Origin of the sequence: Acinetobacter schindleri CIP 107287 (genome assembly GCF_000368625.1) — a bacterium.
GTDB lineage: Bacteria > Pseudomonadota > Gammaproteobacteria > Pseudomonadales > Moraxellaceae > Acinetobacter > Acinetobacter schindleri.
In genome coordinates this window covers 447,704-465,104 of the sequence record NZ_KB849576.1, presented here as the reverse complement: position 1 = coordinate 465,104, position 17,401 = coordinate 447,704, and the positions used below count along the sequence as shown (strand labels likewise).

General features: G+C 40.8%; 14 protein-coding genes. 10 read left to right on the top strand and 4 right to left on the bottom strand.

Translation table 11 applies throughout. The annotated features are described in order from the left end of the window. Positions 1-157: 157 nt before the first annotated feature. Complete coding sequence (locus tag F955_RS09780; protein ID WP_004893989.1) at positions 158-745, bottom strand: lipocalin family protein; 588 nt, start codon at positions 743-745, stop codon at positions 158-160. Between the two features lie 152 nt (positions 746-897). Then, positions 898-2,919 (bottom strand): excinuclease ABC subunit UvrB, encoded by a 2,022-nt coding sequence (gene uvrB, locus F955_RS09775; protein ID WP_004893985.1) that lies wholly within the window; start codon positions 2,917-2,919, stop codon positions 898-900. Positions 2,920-3,303: 384 nt separating this feature from the next. Between uvrB and F955_RS09770 the strand changes: the two genes are divergently transcribed. Both F955_RS09770 and F955_RS09765 read left to right on the top strand, forming a co-directional pair. Then, on the top strand, positions 3,304-4,092 hold the full coding sequence (locus tag F955_RS09770) for an A1S_2505 family phage non-structural protein (RefSeq protein ID WP_004893982.1): 789 nt from the start codon (positions 3,304-3,306) through the stop codon (positions 4,090-4,092). A gap of 186 nt (positions 4,093-4,278) precedes the next feature. Then, on the top strand, positions 4,279-5,730 hold the full coding sequence (locus F955_RS09765; protein WP_004893979.1) for a sensor domain-containing diguanylate cyclase: 1,452 nt from the start codon (positions 4,279-4,281) through the stop codon (positions 5,728-5,730). 67 nt (positions 5,731-5,797) lie between these two features. Here the strand turns inward: F955_RS09765 and F955_RS09760 are convergent, their stop codons facing one another. Beyond that, positions 5,798-5,977, bottom strand: coding sequence for a hypothetical protein (locus tag F955_RS09760; RefSeq protein WP_004810533.1), 180 nt, complete (start codon positions 5,975-5,977; stop codon positions 5,798-5,800). Positions 5,978-6,227: 250 nt separating this feature from the next. Between F955_RS09760 and F955_RS09755 the strand changes: the two genes are divergently transcribed. The 5 genes from F955_RS09755 to F955_RS09735 all read left to right on the top strand — a co-directional run bounded on the left by F955_RS09755 (position 6,228) and on the right by F955_RS09735 (position 11,102). Beyond that, the gene (locus F955_RS09755; RefSeq protein ID WP_004893975.1) at positions 6,228-7,298 is read left to right on the top strand and encodes an OmpW/AlkL family protein; all 1,071 of its coding nucleotides are present in this window, start codon (positions 6,228-6,230) and stop codon (positions 7,296-7,298) included. Positions 7,299-7,528: 230 nt separating this feature from the next. Next, positions 7,529-8,602 carry an OmpW/AlkL family protein gene (locus F955_RS09750; RefSeq protein ID WP_004893973.1) on the top strand — a complete coding sequence of 358 codons (1,074 nt, stop codon included), beginning with the start codon at positions 7,529-7,531 and terminating at the stop codon, positions 8,600-8,602. 224 nt (positions 8,603-8,826) lie between these two features. Next, a complete protein-coding gene (locus tag F955_RS09745; protein ID WP_004893970.1) occupies positions 8,827-10,041 on the top strand; it encodes an MFS transporter in 1,215 nt (404 codons plus the stop codon). Beyond that, the gene (locus F955_RS16985) at positions 10,034-10,168 is read left to right on the top strand and encodes a hypothetical protein (protein WP_004893967.1); all 135 of its coding nucleotides are present in this window, start codon (positions 10,034-10,036) and stop codon (positions 10,166-10,168) included. Before F955_RS09745 ends, F955_RS16985 begins: the two co-directional genes overlap by 8 nt. A gap of 604 nt (positions 10,169-10,772) precedes the next feature. After that, positions 10,773-11,102: a four-helix bundle copper-binding protein gene (locus F955_RS09735; protein ID WP_004893963.1), complete on the top strand. Its 330-nt coding sequence runs from the start codon at positions 10,773-10,775 to the stop codon at positions 11,100-11,102. Between the two features lie 130 nt (positions 11,103-11,232). On the opposite strand, the gene sthA is transcribed toward F955_RS09735, so the two are convergent. After that, complete coding sequence (gene sthA / locus F955_RS09730; protein ID WP_004810544.1) at positions 11,233-12,648, bottom strand: Si-specific NAD(P)(+) transhydrogenase; 1,416 nt, start codon at positions 12,646-12,648, stop codon at positions 11,233-11,235. A gap of 217 nt (positions 12,649-12,865) precedes the next feature. Here sthA and lipA point away from each other — a divergent pair, with 217 nt between their 5' ends. The 3 genes from lipA (at position 12,866) to F955_RS09715 (ending at position 17,294) form a co-directional block, all read left to right on the top strand. Then, the gene (gene lipA / locus F955_RS09725; protein ID WP_004893961.1) at positions 12,866-13,879 is read left to right on the top strand and encodes a lipoyl synthase; all 1,014 of its coding nucleotides are present in this window, start codon (positions 12,866-12,868) and stop codon (positions 13,877-13,879) included. Positions 13,880-14,229: 350 nt separating this feature from the next. Next, complete coding sequence (locus F955_RS09720; RefSeq protein ID WP_004893958.1) at positions 14,230-16,734, top strand: acyl-CoA dehydrogenase; 2,505 nt, start codon at positions 14,230-14,232, stop codon at positions 16,732-16,734. 167 nt (positions 16,735-16,901) lie between these two features. Then, on the top strand, positions 16,902-17,294 hold the full coding sequence (locus F955_RS09715; RefSeq protein ID WP_004893955.1) for a carboxymuconolactone decarboxylase family protein: 393 nt from the start codon (positions 16,902-16,904) through the stop codon (positions 17,292-17,294). The last annotated feature ends 107 nt before the right edge of the window (positions 17,295-17,401 follow it).

The window sequence follows — 17,401 nt, the reverse complement described above, 5'->3', positions numbered from 1 at the left end:
TCACTACCCCAAAATCTCTTTGCGCGCATTATATCGGGATGTCTTCAAGAATACTTGTCTCTATTCTTTGATCGAATGATAAATTTTCAAGGTGTAGCTTCTGATTGTATAAATATAAAAAAACCATGCCGAAGCATGGTTTGAGGATAAACTGAGTTTAGCGTGCAGTTTGTTTGGTATGAATCACATCACTCAGGTCATAACCGACTGACTGAGCATATTGTAAATATTCATTCACTACATTTTTATCCAACTGCGGATCACGTGAGAGTATCCACATATATTTACGTTTAGGCTCACCAACCAGAACGGTTTGATAGTTTTCATCCAGTTTCAAAACCCAATAATCACCACGCCCGACAGGAATCCAGCGGATAAAGTCTGGCAAGAAACTGACTTTTAATTTGGTATTTTGGGGTGGATTTTGCACAAATGCCTCACCCACTGACTGGGTTTGTTCACCATCTTTTTTAATACAGCGGTTATCAACCACGATATTGCCATTTTCATTCAAAGTATACGTTGCTGTGACATCACGGTCACACTTATTCTGAAAATATAAAGGCTTACGCGCCACTTCGTACCATGTACCCAAATAACGGTCCAGTTCAACTTTTTCCACGGTCGGTAATGACTCTTTTTGCGCATATGCCATGGTCGTAGCGCCCAAACCCAGAAGAACAGCACTACCAACCGCAATTTTGGCAATTTTTAGACTTGCCTGAGAAAAATTCTTAGTTGTCATAAAGTATCCTTTCATTCACACAGATGAGTGAACCACATGTTTTTGTAAAATTTTATCTGTAACAACAATAACGTCATCGTGTGAATGATTGTGTATCGATATGTAAGATTTATGATTAGTTTTGCACAACTAATCATAGGCAGATCAGATGCTTAACTCAGCATCTGAGCCTTCAAGCGCAGAATTTCATCACGCAAACGCGCTGCCTGTTCAAACTGCAGTTCTTTAGAAGCTTTCAGCATCTCTTTTTCAAGCTTAGTCATATGCTTTGCAAACAGTTTCGGATCTGCCAGCAGATGCCGCTCATCAGCACTTAAAGCTTTAGCCTGATTTGAAATACGTTCATCAATCTGATCATCATCGAGCACCTCACCATTATCGATTTCCTTGATCACCTGACGTACGGCACTGCGTGGGACAATGCCATGCTCTTCATTAAACTGAATCTGTTTGGTACGACGACGATCCGTTTCATCAATTGCTTTTTGCATGGAGTCCGTGATCCGGTCCGCATAAAGAATTGCTTTACCTTTCAAGTTACGCGCAGCACGACCAATGGTCTGAATCAGCGAACGTTCGGAACGTAGGAAACCTTCTTTATCTGCATCCAGAATCGCAACCAAGGACACTTCTGGCATATCCAGACCTTCACGCAGCAAGTTAATCCCGACTAGCACATCGTAAATACCGGTACGCAATTCATGAATAATTTTTACCCGCTCTACAGTATCGATATCTGAATGCAAGTAGGCTACCTTTACGCCATATTCTTTCAAATATGAAGTCAGGTCTTCTGCCATACGTTTGGTTAATGTCGTCACCAGTACACGTTCATTCAGATCTTTGCGGATATTAATTTCGGACAATACATCATCGACTTGGGTCAGCACTGGACGGATTTCAATTTCAGGATCGACCAATCCTGTGGGACGCACCACCTGCTCTACAATCTGTTCTGACTTTTCCAGTTCATATCGTGCTGGCGTTGCACTGACATAAACCGTGGTTGGAATAATACGTTCCCATTCCTCAAATTTCATTGGACGGTTATCCAGTGCGCTCGGCAAACGGAAACCATAATTCACCAGATTTTCCTTACGTGAACGGTCACCCTTATACATCGCACCAATCTGTGGAACTGTTACATGTGATTCATCAATAATCAGCAAGGCATCATCAGGTACATAATCAAACAGTGTTGGCGGTGCTTCACCTGAGGGACGGCCAGATAAATGACGTGAATAGTTTTCGATGCCATTGGTATAGCCCAGTTGCTGCATCATTTCCAGATCATAACGGGTACGCTGTTCAATACGTTGCGCTTCCAATAACTTGTCATTTTCACGGAAAAACACCAGGCGCTCTTTCAGCTCTTCCCGGATGGTCTCAATGGCACGGGTCAGATTATCCTTTGGTGTGACATAATGGCTTTTTGGATAAATTGTCACACGCGGTACTTTGCGGATCATTTTGCCAGTCAATGGATCAAACCAGCGGATCGAATCTACCTCATCATCAAACAGCTCGATACGGATTGCATTCTGGTCCGATTCCGCAGGGAAAATATCAATAATTTCACCGCGAATACGATAGGTACCACGCAGAAACTCCAGTTCATTACGAGTATATTGCATCTCGACCAGACGGCGAATAATGTCATCCCGACCAATACGATCCCCTTCCACCACATGCAGCAACATGCTCATGTAGGCATTCGGATCACCCAAACCGTAGATTGCAGAAACTGAAGCAACAATAATGGCATCACGGCGTTCTAATAAAGCACGTGTTGCGGATAACCGCATCTGGTCAATATGATCATTAATTGCTGAATCTTTCTCGATAAAAGTATCGGAAGATGGCACATAGGCTTCAGGCTGATAATAATCATAGTAACTAACGAAATATTCCACCGCATTATTCGGGAAGAATGCCTTAAATTCGCCATAGAGCTGTGCTGCCAAGGTTTTGTTATGTGCCATGACAATGGTCGGGCGTTGCGTCCGCGCAATTACATTGGCCATAGTGTAGGTCTTACCGGACCCTGTCACGCCTAGCAATAGCTGATTCTTATAGCCCCGTTCAATTCCCTGAACCAGTTTTTCAATGGCTTGTGGCTGATCGCCAGCAGGTTGATAGCTGGTCACTAAATCGAAAGGGGTTTTATCAGACATAATTTGCGGCAATTCACTGGCAATATTTTGTTGCTCTAATTATGGGGTTAAATCTGAATTACTCAATGCCTAAACAGGTGTCTATTTGGTAAAAATTGAAGTCTATAAGTAACTTAATAGAATGATTACAAAACAGTTCCATCTCATCTTATCCGCCTTGAATATTTTATTAAATTTCAAGAATATTTATTTAAAAATTAGATAATAATCTTTAAGAACTCAAACAAGTGGCACTTTAAACATCTCTATGAAGATAGCCAAAATTCAGTTACATAAAGTTCTAATTTCTCTTGAGACTTTTGCTTTCTTATAGACACAATTTGCCTTGACCCCTAGCGATTTCAAAGGCAACATGAAACCAATAAGGATATCGAATCAAAAGCCATGACTTACCAATACCATGATGAAAGTATCGTCAAATCCTTGCCAGAAAATACTGTATTTGTATTTGGCAGCAATATGGCAGGGCTGCATGCAGGCGGTGCCGCAAGAACAGCGCTTGAGCACTTTGGTGCTGTAGAAGGGGTTGGTCGTGGCTGGTCTGGTCAAAGCTATGCTATTCCTACAATGAATGAGCATTTGCAACAAATGCCGTTGTCACAGATTCAGCATTATATCGATGACTTTAAAATTTATACCAAGAATCATCCGAAAAATAAGTATTTCCTGACCTCGGTCGGCTGCGGCATTGCAGGTTATAAAGTAGAAGAAATTGCGCCTATGTTTAAGGGGATTTCACATAATGTGATTTTCCCGCAATCTTTTCGCCCGTTTGTAGAAAAACCGCTTCCGAAATTGAATGAAAAATTCCTTAAAACCATTTTCCGTGACTCTATCATTTTTGCTGACCCCACCGATGAACTGATCGAAGTGCTTGCAGTGACCGATAGTGAAAAAAGCCTGGCTAAAATTTTACTGAATACCCAGATGTATCCAACAGATAGTAATGGCCGTGATCGTGTTTTTGAGATTCAGGACATTTTGCATAATTTGAATGGCAAGGTTTTCGATTTCCAGAACAATTCTGAAGGTCCTATGGTCTTTGGTGGTGTGATTCTGGCACTGCTTGAACTGTATAATATTAATGAACAGGATTTTTCAGATGTCTGGCATGGTAAGCGTGAAATTGCGCCACCAAAGCCTGAAAATAAAGCACGTAGAAGCCTTCTCTAATTTCAGACTTAGTATCAATCAAAGCCAATTCCTGAATTGGCTTTTTTATTGTGAAATATAAAAGGTGATCTAATAAAAATAGCATTCAATTTCAAGATAAATATTTAATTATCACATTATTCTAAAATCATTTTTTTGGTCTTATACTTGCCTCATTAAATTAAATAATAAAATTGAGCTGCTTGAATGAACATGCTGGATTCTCCAATTTTTGAATTATCTCCTATTGCCATGTGGCTTGAAGATTTTAGTGAAGTAAAAAAACAATTTGATCTCTGGCGTGCTCAAGGGGTGCAGGATTTACTCACTTTTTTGCAAGAAGACGAATCACGTATTTTAAAATGTGCGAAAAAAATTAAACTGCTTAAGGTCAATCCTAAAACACTAGAGCTTTATCAGGCAGATGACTTTAACCATCTAAGTCAAAATTTGGATCTTGTGTTCAAAGAGGATATGAGCAAATCCCACATCCAGGAACTCGTCGCTCTATGGAATGGAGACACCCAATTTTCCCATTTAGCAGTAAACTATACCTTGACTGGTCAGCGTCTGGATATTCAGCTGAAAGGAATTGTCCTGCCACAACATGAGCATGATCTCTCCCTACTCTTGATTACTACTGAAGACATCACTGCTTATACACAAGCTCGTCGTTTAGAAGAACAAAATCGCCATCTGGCTGAAGCTCGTTTTATTTATTCACCGGCTTCATTATGGATCGAGGATTTTAGCCATATTAAAATTAAACTAGATCATTTACGTGATTTAGGAATTGAAGATTTTCAGACTTTTCTGGATGTACATCATGATTTTATTTATGAATGCATTAGAGAGATTAGAATCATTGATGTCAATCAGGCCACTCTCGATCTGTTCGGCGCCTCAACCAAAGATGCTCTATTAAAGAATGTACATAAAGTCTTTGCTAAAGAAATGGTACAGACCTTTAAAGAACAACTTATTGAGCTTTGGAATGGTAATCTGCATCATCAGCGTGAAGCCGTAAACTATGCACTGGATGGGAGTATCCGTCATGTCCTGCTTCAATTTACCGTATTTCCTGATTATCTCCATGACTGGAGTATTGTTCAAATTGCCCTGACAGATATTACCGCACGTAAAAAAGCTGAACATTATCTGGAATATTTAGGCAGACATGATGTCTTGACCCAACTATGTAACCGTTCATTTTACATGCAGGAACTAAACCGTCTGGAGCGTAATTTACTACGTCCAGTATCCTGTATTTTTATGGATCTCAATGGACTCAAAGAATTAAATGACTGCCTTGGACACGATGCTGGAGACAACCAGTTACGTCGCGTGGGTAATATCCTGAATCAACTTATTCAACATACGCCCTATTCTGCCTCTCGAATTGGTGGAGATGAATTTGTAGTCCTTTTACCTGGTGCGGATCAAACTGCTTTGCAAAATTGCCTGAACAGTTTGCATGAACTTTTAGAGGTTGATAACCAGTTTTACTCACATCAGCCAATCAGCCTATCGATCGGACATGCAACCAGCTATGCAGATGAGCGTCTTGAAGACATGCTAAAACGTGCCGATCAAGATATGTATCATCAGAAAAGAAGCCATTATCAGAATAATGACCGCAGAATGCCAGCTTCTCAGTAAGTGGAATGATTTAAATAGCAATAAATAAAAAAGCCATGGTTAAACCATGGCTTTTTTATTAGAAAACTTATCGTTTTCCCATTGAACGACGGGTGCCACGTGGTGGCATCCAGGTTCGATCAGCATAACGTTGTGGCTTGGGACGAAGATCCTCTAAGATCTCATCTGTTGCACCTTGATCAGCTTGCTTCAATGGAAACGGCAAATTAACTAAAGGCTTTTTCTTGGGAGTATTTGGGGAGCTCATCAGCTTGACTCAATAATAACTCAGTCTATTGTACAAAAAAAAAGAGCGAGATGTAAAAACAAGTCTTTTTATTGTGTTATCAAACGATGTTTCATTTAATGTTGCTACCATTTTTTGATTAAAAAAACAACGTCTCAAGTATTTCATTTATCTTAATTTAAGCAATTTTAGAGTAGAGTAAATACTCTATAATTATCTAAATTGAACTTATAACAATCCGTCATTTAAACTTCATGGAGTGAACTTTAAGATGAAAAAATCAACTTTTATATGTATGGCTACCGGACTTATTGGAATTACTTCCACCACTCAGGCGGCCGACTATTCAAAATATTTCAGTATGGAAGCCGAGGGCTTTAAGCGTTTTTCAGTCTCAGTGGGGGCTTTACATGTCATGCCGCAAGGCAAAGCACAGCCGTTTAAAGTAAGTACAGCTGCTTATGAAGGTATTCAATCTGATGTTGGAGAAATCTCGTCCCAAGCAGTTATTGATAACCGTGCAGAAAACTCATCAGGTTTGGCTAATTGGCTAATTGATTTAATTAATGGTGTGAATCCAAATAGTACATTGCCCGCGTTCATGAGTGGTACAGCAAATATTTATGGTTTAGAAAACTGGAATAATCCGGGAACTGGGTTAGAGGCAGATGATGTCACCACATTAGGCATCATGACCAATTATTTCTTTACTGATAATATTTCTTTTGAAATGAAAGCTGGGATTCCACCTAAAGTAGACTTACAAGGAAAGGGGAAAATATACGCTCCATTTAGTGCAATTGCGTCGCCAATCGTCGGTTCTATTGAGTTAGACAATGATATTTTTATTACAGATTTAGAGGCACATGGTCCTGCAGCTTCTGCCCGAGCATGGACACCAGCTTTTGAATTCCAGTATCACTTTGGTAAAACTGGCGTAAACAAGTTCCGTCCTTATATTGGCGTAGGCCTCATGTATGCTTATTTTAATGAACTTGAAATTAATCCACAGACAGAAAGAGACCTGATTGCTGCGGGTCATATGATTGCTAATATTTTGGATAATAAAGCTGGAGCATCATTAGATGGATCACCAAATGAAAACGCTAATCCAAAAGTTAAAGTTGAAGCAACAGATGCTTTTGCTCCAGTCGTCACTGCAGGTTTTACTTATGACTTCAATGATAAATGGTTTGCGGTAGGTTCAATCTCTTATGCTCACTTAAACAATGAAACTACGATCACAGTTACAGATAATAACTTCGGCAAACTAATTGAATCCAAGGCAGATATTGAGGTAAACCCGATCTTGGCCTATGCAGGTATTGGTATGCGATTCTAATTATATAGATTTCATTAGATACCCAAAGAGCAGAGTTAAACTCTGCTCTTTATCTTTAATTTAATAAATTACATAATTACTAAAATAAATTAACACATTGAAATAAAAATCATTATTTATTAACTTTTCACCCACTTAGCACTCTCGTTTTTTATACAGATTAATTGAACCAAGTTTAGTTTATTAACAATAACAAAAACAAAGATGAATAAATTGAACAAGGAGTTCAAATGAAAAAGATTTTAGGGACATTCATTGGATCAATGGCATTAATGCCTATTCTGGCTCATGCAGACTCTCCTTATTTCAGCTTGCAAGAAGGTGATGGCTTTAAGCGTTTTTCAGTCTCAGTAGGGGCTTTACATGTCATGCCACAAGGTAAAGCACAGCCCGTTCGTGTAAATACTGCAATTAATGAAGGTTATCAATCCAAAGTTGGAGATATTCAAGCACAAACCGTCATAGATAACCTTGATCCCGACCGTAGACCAAATCGTGTTGTTGAAGGATTAGTTAGACTCATTGGTGCATTTGGGGGTCAGGTATCTAGTGGCCTTTCTGGAGATTCTTATGTATATGGTCTTTCAGAATGGGATAACCCGGGAACAGGTCTTGAAGCAGATGATGTCACTACGCTTGGCATCATGACCAATTATTTCTTCACTGATAATGTTTCATTTGAAATGAAGGCTGGTATTCCCCCCAAAGTAGATATCAAAGGTAAAGGTACAATTTATGCCCCATTTGCTGCTGTGGCAACGCCTTTGGGTGGGATTGCAGGCAATTTAAATCTTGCCAATGACATTAGAATTACAGACCTGGCGCAGTCTAGCAAAGCTGCCGAAGCTCGTGCATGGACGCCTGCTTTTGAATTCCAATATCATTTTGGTAAGACAGGAGTAAATAAATTTCGCCCCTATGTAGGAGTAGGATTAATGTATGCCTATTTCAATGAACTTGAAATGGATAAAGGTATTGAAGCTGATCTGGTTGCTGCAGGTCATATGATCCAGAATATTATTAATCAAAATGCTGGTGCTTCCCTGGAAATGAAGGACAGTAATGGCAGAATGAAAGTGGATCTCGAAGCCACCGATGCTTTTGCTCCTGTGGTGACTGCCGGCTTTACTTATGATTTCAATGAGAAATGGTTTGCAGTTGGCTCAGTGTCTTATGCCCATTTGCAAAACGAATCCAAAATTACTGTAATTAATGAAAATACCGGGCAAACGTTAATCAATTCTAAAGCCGATGTAGAAATTAATCCGATCCTAGCGTATGCAGGTATTGGTATACGATTCTAAGACAGTTCAATTTTAAAAGCAGAGCTAAGCTCTGCTTTTTTAAGTTCGGAATTTACCAAATCAGCTAAGACTTTACGCAATATCTAGATTCTAATCTGGACCTGTCTATCTCTATAAACATCGAATCTATAAAAAAAATTTATCTTTTAAGTAATTATTATTCTATCGCGACGACAAGTCGAATCGACTAACATAGGTTGCGATACTCATAGTACAGATTCTTTATGACCAGCAGCCAGTTTTCCAAGCCACTTATTTATATGCTCATTGGTTCAGCAGTGATTCTGGCATTGTCTTTAGGTGTCCGTCATGCATTTGGCCTTTATCTGGTGCCGATGAGTGAGGAATTTGGCTGGGGACATAATGTATTTAGTTTGGCCATAGCCATGCAAAACCTGATCTGGGGTGCAGTACAACCGATTACCGGGGCATTTGCCGATAAATATGGCAGCAAAATTGTCGTGGCGATCGGCGGTGCTTTATATGCCATTGGCCTACTCTTGATGGCATTCAGTTCGACCGGACTGCTACTCAATCTTAGCGTTGGCTTAATTCTGGGACTAGCCCTGTCAGCTACGTCATTTCCGGTCTTATTATCTGCAGTCGGACGTGCAGCACCACCAGAAAAACGCAGTCTGGCCATGGGCATTGCCAGTGCAGCCGGATCTTTTGGTCAGTTTATCATGCTGCCCTCGACCCTGTTGCTATTGCAAAATGTCGGCTGGTCAGCTGCGCTGGTGGTCAGTGCCATTTTAATCGCACTGATTGTACCCCTCGCCTGGATGCTGAAAGCACCGATGTATGTTGCTGCTAATGCCATCCCTACACCCAATAAAGCATCACTCAGTTTTAAACAGATTCTAGTGGTGGTTAAAAATCATAAACCTTTCTGGTTCTTGGCACTGGGCTTCTTTGTCTGCGGGTTCCAAGTAGTCTTTATCGGAATTCATCTGCCTGGCTATCTGATTGATCACGGGTTTAATGCCACTACTGGAACGATTTTCCTGGCACTGGTCGGTTTGTTTAATGTGGTCGGCACCTATACGGCCGGCTGGCTCGGTGGGAAATACTCTAAACCACACTTATTGATGGGTTTATATGGCCTACGCGGCATTGCTATTATTGCATTTTTACTGCTGCCACTCAGCACATGGACAGTTTATGCCTTTGGTGTCATCATGGGTTTATTATGGTTGTCTACCGTACCACTGACCAATGGTATTGTCGCCAATATGTTCGGGGTTAAGTATCTGACCATGCTGAGTGGTATTGTATTTTTCACCCATCAGGTTGGCTCATTTTTTGGTGGATGGCTCGGTGGTGTTAACCATGATATAGCAGGCAATTACAATGCCGTATGGATGCTATCAATTGTATTAAGTATATTTGGCGTACTGGTACATTTCTGGGTTAATGAGGAGCAAATTGTGCATGACTGAGTCTCTGCTGAAACTCAAAATCTCGATTGCTGTGGCAATCCTGCTTTTACTCACATTCTCGATTGCACTATGGCTGCAAACCCCTGAACTGTTTGAATATTTTAATCAGGCTTTCTGCGCGCATTAAACTGCTGAAATAGCATCAATAAATTTCACTATGTTTCAGCACAAAAACTAAAAGTAGTAAAACCCAACACTTACTATATTTCTTTATTATTTCAAAATTTTAGAATTCATAATAATTTTGCGCTGTCTGGGTTTAAGTTTTTTCATATGTTTTGATTATCATAAATAAAGTTGAGGCCTCGTAATAACAAATTTATCCCAGTGATCACGAGCAAAGTATTAGTTAGAATTGTATTCCGAGACAATCAGGTCATTCCATCTTCCCGGCACTCTTTCCAACTGATCATTACCCTTTCTTGAAACGCTATAGCCTGGCGGATTTCCGTCCATTTTAATAAAAAATGAGAATAACGAGAAAGGTAGCCTAAACCTTTGATAAGAATGACTCTGCATATAGATTGTCTACCATTAAGACTGTAACCGCATCAAAAATCTTTTATTTTCAAGCAAAAAGTTAACTCTGAATATTAGGTTTGATCTAATCGATCTTTAACAAAACCAAGCAGCTGTTTACTTTTTCTCACTTAATCTGTCTGGTGTATTTTCCTTTTTCTGCTTAGCGTATTAGAAAATCAGGATTCAGCATATAAATAGAGGAAAAGACCATGAATGAGCTTCAATTTTCAGATTGTGTTCGGGCCTGTATGAGCTGTTCACTCGCATGTGCCAACTGTGCTAGCGCCTGTCTTAAAGAAGAAGATCTGGAGATGATGCGGGAATGTATTCAACGCTGTCTGGATTGTGCAGATATTTGCCAGCTTTGCGCCCGTATGGAACAGAAACAGTCTCCTTTCATGCATGAGATGTGTGAACTCTGCGCCAAAGCGTGTGACTACTGTGCAGAAGAATGTGGTCAACATCAAGACGATCATTGCCTGCAGTGTGCCGAAGCATGCCGTCGTTGTGCTGAAGAATGCCGAAAAATGGCGGCTTAAAAAATTAATTTGATAATCCTGTTCTTCATTTCAAATGGCATAGGTTAATAGTTGTATGCTCAAACCATTCCAATAAAAAAACCCGCAAGCAAATACTTACGGGTTTTTGATCTAACTTGAATTAATCAAATTAGAATAAACGGTTCATACCATTCAGTGTCGCTACACGATATGCTTCCGCCATGGTTGGGTAGTTAAACGTGGTTTCCACGAAATACTTGATGGTATTGTTCGGGCTGTTCATTACCGCCTGACCAATGTGGATAATTTCAGAAGCATTGTTACCAAAACAATGAACGCCTAAAACTTCTAATGTTTCACGATGGAACAGGATCTTCAATTCACCTACCGTATCACCGGTAATCTGGGCACGTGCCAGATGACGGAATGAAGCTTGGCCAACTTCATACGGAATTTTTTCTTCAGTCAACTGCTGTTCAGTTTTACCAATTGAAGAAATTTCTGGAATGGTATAAATACCTGTCGGAATATCTGTCACTGGTGCAACATCTTTCTCTCCACTCATGTTTGCACCTGCACAACGACCTTGGTCATAGGCAGCAGAAGCAAGAGATGGCCAGCCAATCACATCACCCGCAGCGTAGATATTTTCGACTTCGGTTTGATATTGATCATTTACAGTCAATTGACCACGGCTGTTCGGTTTCAAGCCAACATTTTCCAGACCTAAACCATCAGTATTCCCTGAACGACCATTACACCAAAGGATGGCATCTGCTTTAATTTTCTTGCCACTTTGTGTATGTAGAACCACATAATCATCAGATGTTTCAAGGTAATCAATCTGCTCATTGTGACGGATTAACACGCCCTGCTCACGCAAGTGATAAGACAAGGCATCGGAAATTTCATCATCCAGATAGCTCAGTAGCTTCGGTTGCGTATTGATCAGGTCAACTTTATGGCCCAGACCAATAAAGATCGATGCGTACTCACAACCAATCACACCTGCACCATAAATAATGATTTTTTGGATTGAATAATCCAGATCCAGAATTTTGTCTGAATCAAATACACGTGGGTGATTAAAGTCTAGGATTTCCGGACGATAAGGACGAGAACCTGTCGCAATTACTAATTGTTTAAACTGAATCGTTTCCTTAATGCCATCTGGAGTAAATACAAAAATGGTATTTTCATCCTGAACATAGGCACGGCCATGGAAGATATCAATTTTATTACGGTCGTAAAAACGTGAATGTGTTTCAACCTGCTGTTGAATCACTTTATGCGCATTACGAAGCACTTGCTTCATAGTGAACTGTTTCCATTCACCGACTTTCTGGAACATTGGATCACGTTGATAACGGATGATGCTTGATACCGTTTGACGCAATGCTTTACTTGGAATCGTACCAACATGCGTACAGTTACCACCAAGTTGTTCACGCATATCAACGATTGCAACGCGCTTACCCGATTTGGCAAGTTTCATTGCCGCGCCTTCGCCCGCAGGGCCTGAACCTAGAACTACCGCATCGTACTTAACGAAAGTCCCACTAACGACCTCTTTCTTACGTGGCATTCAACGCTCCTTTATAAATTAAATTCATCTGCAATATCTGTTTGCCATATTATGACGTAAATCATGTCATTTTGGTGTATTTAACTGACATATATTGTGTGATGAGAACATTTTTTAAATGAATAGTCCTTTTTGCCCCATTTGTAGCTAAGTCCGTTATAATAAAAGCGCTATCTTTGATTATCTCCTCCCTTCAAAAACAGTGGAAAAGTTGAATATGTCTGAAAACCGTAAACCTGAACAGGGTGTCAAACTTCGCGGCGCGGAAAAGGTCGCCCGTATTCCTGTAAAAGTTGTACCTACGGTTGAAACACCACGGAAGCCGGACTGGATTCGCGTCAAAATGGCCGCACCTGAAGAAGTACAACGTATTAAAACTACACTTCGTCAGCAAAAATTACATACCGTATGTGAAGAAGCCGCCTGTCCTAACCTGCCTGAATGTTTTGGCGGTGGTACAGCAACCTTTATGATTATGGGTGATATCTGTACCCGTCGCTGTCCGTTCTGTGATGTGGCACATGGCCGTCCAAATGCACTAGATCCAGATGAACCGCGCCATATGGCAGAAACGATTGCTAACTTAGGTTTGAAATATGCGGTAATCACTTCGGTAGACCGTGATGATTTACTGGATGGCGGTGCACAGCATTTTGTCGATTGTATTAAAGAAGCACGTGAACTGAGTCCAAAAACTTTATTAGAAATCCTGGTTCCTGACTTCCGCGGTCGTATGGATATTGCGCTACGTATCATGACTGAATGTCCACCAGACGTGTTTAACCACAATATTGAAACTGTGCCACGTCTGTATAAAGCGATGCGTCCGGGTTCTGATTATCAGCACTCTTTAAACCTGCTGAAAATGTTTAAAGAATACTGCCCGGATATTCCAACAAAATGTGGTTTGATGGTCGGCATTGGTGAAACTGAAGAAGAAGTTATTGCACTGCTGGATGACCTGAAAGCACATGAGGTCGATTATGTGACGATTGGTCAGTACTTGCAGCCTTCTAAACAGCATGCGCCAATTGACCGCTTTGTAACGCCAGAAGAATTCGAACGTTATGCAGAACATGGCCGTAAGCTTGGCTTTAAGAATATCTGGTCAGCACCGATGGTACGTTCAAGTTACTTTGCAGATCGTCAATACTATGGTGAACCGGTTCCGGAAGTACGCCGTAAAGTTGATCCGGCAAAAAAAATCACTGTTCAGACGATTGAAGCTTAAAAATCGCTTCAACCCAAGCCCTCTTAAATAGAGGGCTTTTTTATAGCTTAGGAGTTTAAATTTAAATTAATGTTTAATATTTTTTTCTTGTCCTTATTAATTTAAGTTATTACTTATCTTCACATTTCTTTGCGTGTTCTCACTTGAATACTGCTCACTTTTCAAACAATCTCAAAAATAGTTAAAACACTTTAATATGTCGTTGAAATATTTAATAACGATAGTTCTCACAAGAACAGCTGTGAACTTGCCTGATTCTTAAATGATGCAAAAATATCGCTCAAGTGTTAAGAAAACACATTATTAATACTGGCAGCGGCACAGTTGTATAACCCTGGAGAAATATAACAATGCTATTTATTTTTGCCGTGCTTCTTCTACTTGCCAGTTTATGGGCGATTTTCTTCTTTCAATTTTCCCGTACCACTGGTGCGATTACCCTGATGATCATGTCAGTGGTCTGTGCATTCATCAGCCCTTGGTCGCTATTACTCGGTATTCCCCTAATTCTGATTAGTCTGGTCGTGCTAATTGATCCTCTGCGTATGTCTTTTATTTCCAGGCCAGCTTATAAGGCTTTAGCGGATGCTATGCCAAGCATTAGCCCGACAGAACGTGAAGCGCTGGATTCCGGTACCAGCTGGTGGGAAAAAGAACTTTTTATGGGAGCGCCCAACTGGGAAACCTTTAATAATTATCCTTATCCAAAATTATCGGTCGAGGAGCAGGCATTTCTGGATAACGAAGTTGAAACGCTATGTAGCATGTTAAATGAATGGGAAATCCATGAGAAAAAAATGCTGCCTGAACATATCTGGCAGTATATTAAAGATAATGGTTTCCTCGGTTTGATTATTCCCAAAGAATATGGCGGTCGTGCCTTTAGTTCCTTTGCTCAAAGCCGGGTCATGAGCAAGATTTCTTCGCGTTCTCTCACTGCTGCAGTCAGCTGTATGGTACCTAACTCACTTGGACCTGGTGAGCTGTTACTGCATTACGGCACCGAAGAGCAGAAAAATCGTTATTTACCAGGTTTAGCCAAAGGGCTAGAAATCCCATGTTTTGGTTTGACCAGTCCGGAAGCGGGCTCAGATGCCGGAGCCATTCCAGATACCGGTGTAGTCTGCTATGGCCAGTTTGAAGGTCAGGAAGTCTTGGGTTTGAGAATGAATTTTTCCAAGCGCTGGATTACTTTGGCACCCATTGCCACTGTCGTCGGTCTGGCCTTTAAAATGTATGATCCGGATCATCTATTGGGTGATAAAACTGACTATGGGATTACCTGCGCCCTGTTACCTGCCAATCACCAAGGCGTCATCGTTGGTCCACGGCACCATCCTGGCTCACCGTTTATGAATGGTACCGTTGAAGGTAAGGATGTATTTATTCCTCTGGACTGGATTATCGGTGGCGTAAAAAATGCAGGTAAAGGCTGGCGTATGTTGATGGAATGTCTGGCTGTTGGCCGTGGTATTTCTCTGCCAGCTTTATCTACCTCTAGTGCCGAGATGACTTATTTGAATGTCAGTGCATTTTCACGGATTCGCCAGCAATTTAAAATTTCAGTGGGTAAATTTGAAGGGGTGCAGGAAGCCAATAGTGAAATTGCCAGTGATGCCTATATGCTGGAAGCATTCCGCTATTTAGTAACTTGTGGCTTGAATCAAGGCGGTAAACCAGCAGTTATGACGGCAATAGCCAAATACTACGCCACTGAGACCATGCGTAAAATTGTTAACCATGGTATGGATGTAGTCGGTGGTCGTGCTATTCAAATGGGGCCTCGTAACTTCCTTGCTCTCAACTATCAGGCCATCCCAGTATCGATTACAGTCGAAGGCGCCAATATTCTCAGCCGTTCATTAATGATCTTTGGTCAAGGTTCGATGCGCTGCCATCCTTATTTATATGAAGAATTACAGCTTCTGCAAGCTGAAGATCCGAAAGCAGCTCTTGATCCCTTCGATAATTTATTATTTAAACATTTAGGTTATACCTTTAACCGGACGGCCCGTTCATTTGCCTATGCCTTTAGTGGCGGTTCAAGTGCAGCACCGCAAAGTACGGTTGACTTTACCCGACCTTATTACAAGATCATTAATCGGCTCAGTGCTAACTTTGCCCTGACCGCAGATATGTGTTTAGGTCTGTTAGCGGGGGATATTAAACGTAAGGAAATGCTTTCTGGCCGTTTGGCTGATATTCATGCGCATCTGTTTATCGCGACGGCAATCCTGAAATTCTTTGAGCATAGCAAAAAAACAGAAGCTGAACGTCTGCATGCACAATTGGCAATTGAGAAATCTTTATATACCGCTCAGGAAGCGTTTTATGACTTATTTGCGAATTTCCCAGTAGGTGTTGCATCTGGCATGGTTAAATTCATATGTTTCCCATTTGGCCGTTCATTGAAAAAGCCGTCAGATCAACTGAAACAGCAGGTCGCCAATAGCATGATGGAAGACAATGCGTTCCGCCAAGTGCTCAAAAAACATGTCTACTATAATACCAATGAAAATGATGTCACTGGCCGTATGGAATCTACTTTCAATCTGCTACTGGAGATTGAAAAGCTCTGGGATCGCTTTAAAAAGGCAGAGAATAAAGACCAGTTCAAGGGTTTAAGCTTTGCAGAGCATGTGACTGATGCAGAGCTACAAGGCTTTATTAATGATCAGGAAGCAGAAAAACTGCTGCACTATAATGCGCGCCGTTATGACAGCATGTTGACCGATGTATTTGATCTGAATTTGAATGGGGTATTAGAGCTCGAGAATCCTTACCTCATCAAGGAAGATGCCAAAGGAACGGATACTTCAGTGCAAACTGATCCTTCACACTCAGTATCACCTTAAATAAAACTTGAATTTAAGGTGTCATAAATTCCAGAGTGAAGTCATTTTATTACTTTACTCTGGAAACTTTACAAGTGGCTTTTCAGCCACTTTTTTGCGACTATTGCACGATGGTATTTCAGATTAAAAGTACTAAGCTAGCCCTATAAGAAAATTGAGGGTAAATGATGTCACAACAAGATTATGAAAATGGCCTGAAAGTCCGCACTGAAGTGATGGGTGCCAGCTTTGTCAAACGCGCCCAGGAAAATACCGTTCCATTTACCCAGCCATTACAGGACTGGATTAATGAACATGCCTGGGGTTCGACCTGGCAACGTGAAGGTGTATTACCGCGTAAGTATCGTTCTTTAATTACCATTGCCTTCCTGACCGCGCAAAAAAGTCCCACTGAACTGAAAGGCCATGTGCGAGGTGCGCTGAATAATGGCGCAACGGTTGAGGAAATTCAGGAAGTGCTGCTGCATAGTTTGCCTTACTGCGGCGCACCGGCAACCCAGGAAGCTTTTCGTGCTGCACTTGAAGTGATTCAGGAATATGAAGCGAATCGAGAGAAATAAATATAAGTGTATTAAAGCTCTTTCATAAATAATTCTTAATGATTAAAGATTATTTATGAAATTCCCTCTCCTCATAAGAGAGGTTCTTTATAAAAAATTTCTCATCC

Coding starts and splice junctions, on each gene's coding strand:
- F955_RS09755 (WP_004893975.1), top strand. CDS start 6,228: ATGAAAAAATCAACTTTTATATGTATGGCTACCGGACTTATTGGAATT.
- lipA (WP_004893961.1), top strand. CDS start 12,866: ATGTCTGAAAACCGTAAACCTGAACAGGGTGTCAAACTTCGCGGCGCG.
- F955_RS09780 (WP_004893989.1), bottom strand. CDS start 745: ATGACAACTAAGAATTTTTCTCAGGCAAGTCTAAAAATTGCCAAAATT.
- F955_RS09770 (WP_004893982.1), top strand. CDS start 3,304: ATGACTTACCAATACCATGATGAAAGTATCGTCAAATCCTTGCCAGAA.
- F955_RS16985 (WP_004893967.1), top strand. CDS start 10,034: ATGACTGAGTCTCTGCTGAAACTCAAAATCTCGATTGCTGTGGCAATC.
- F955_RS09750 (WP_004893973.1), top strand. CDS start 7,529: ATGAAAAAGATTTTAGGGACATTCATTGGATCAATGGCATTAATGCCT.
- sthA (WP_004810544.1), bottom strand. CDS start 12,648: ATGCCACGTAAGAAAGAGGTCGTTAGTGGGACTTTCGTTAAGTACGAT.
- F955_RS09745 (WP_004893970.1), top strand. CDS start 8,827: ATGACCAGCAGCCAGTTTTCCAAGCCACTTATTTATATGCTCATTGGT.
- uvrB (WP_004893985.1), bottom strand. CDS start 2,919: ATGTCTGATAAAACCCCTTTCGATTTAGTGACCAGCTATCAACCTGCT.
- F955_RS09765 (WP_004893979.1), top strand. CDS start 4,279: ATGAACATGCTGGATTCTCCAATTTTTGAATTATCTCCTATTGCCATG.
- F955_RS09735 (WP_004893963.1), top strand. CDS start 10,773: ATGAATGAGCTTCAATTTTCAGATTGTGTTCGGGCCTGTATGAGCTGT.
- F955_RS09715 (WP_004893955.1), top strand. CDS start 16,902: ATGTCACAACAAGATTATGAAAATGGCCTGAAAGTCCGCACTGAAGTG.
- F955_RS09760 (WP_004810533.1), bottom strand. CDS start 5,977: ATGAGCTCCCCAAATACTCCCAAGAAAAAGCCTTTAGTTAATTTGCCG.
- F955_RS09720 (WP_004893958.1), top strand. CDS start 14,230: ATGCTATTTATTTTTGCCGTGCTTCTTCTACTTGCCAGTTTATGGGCG.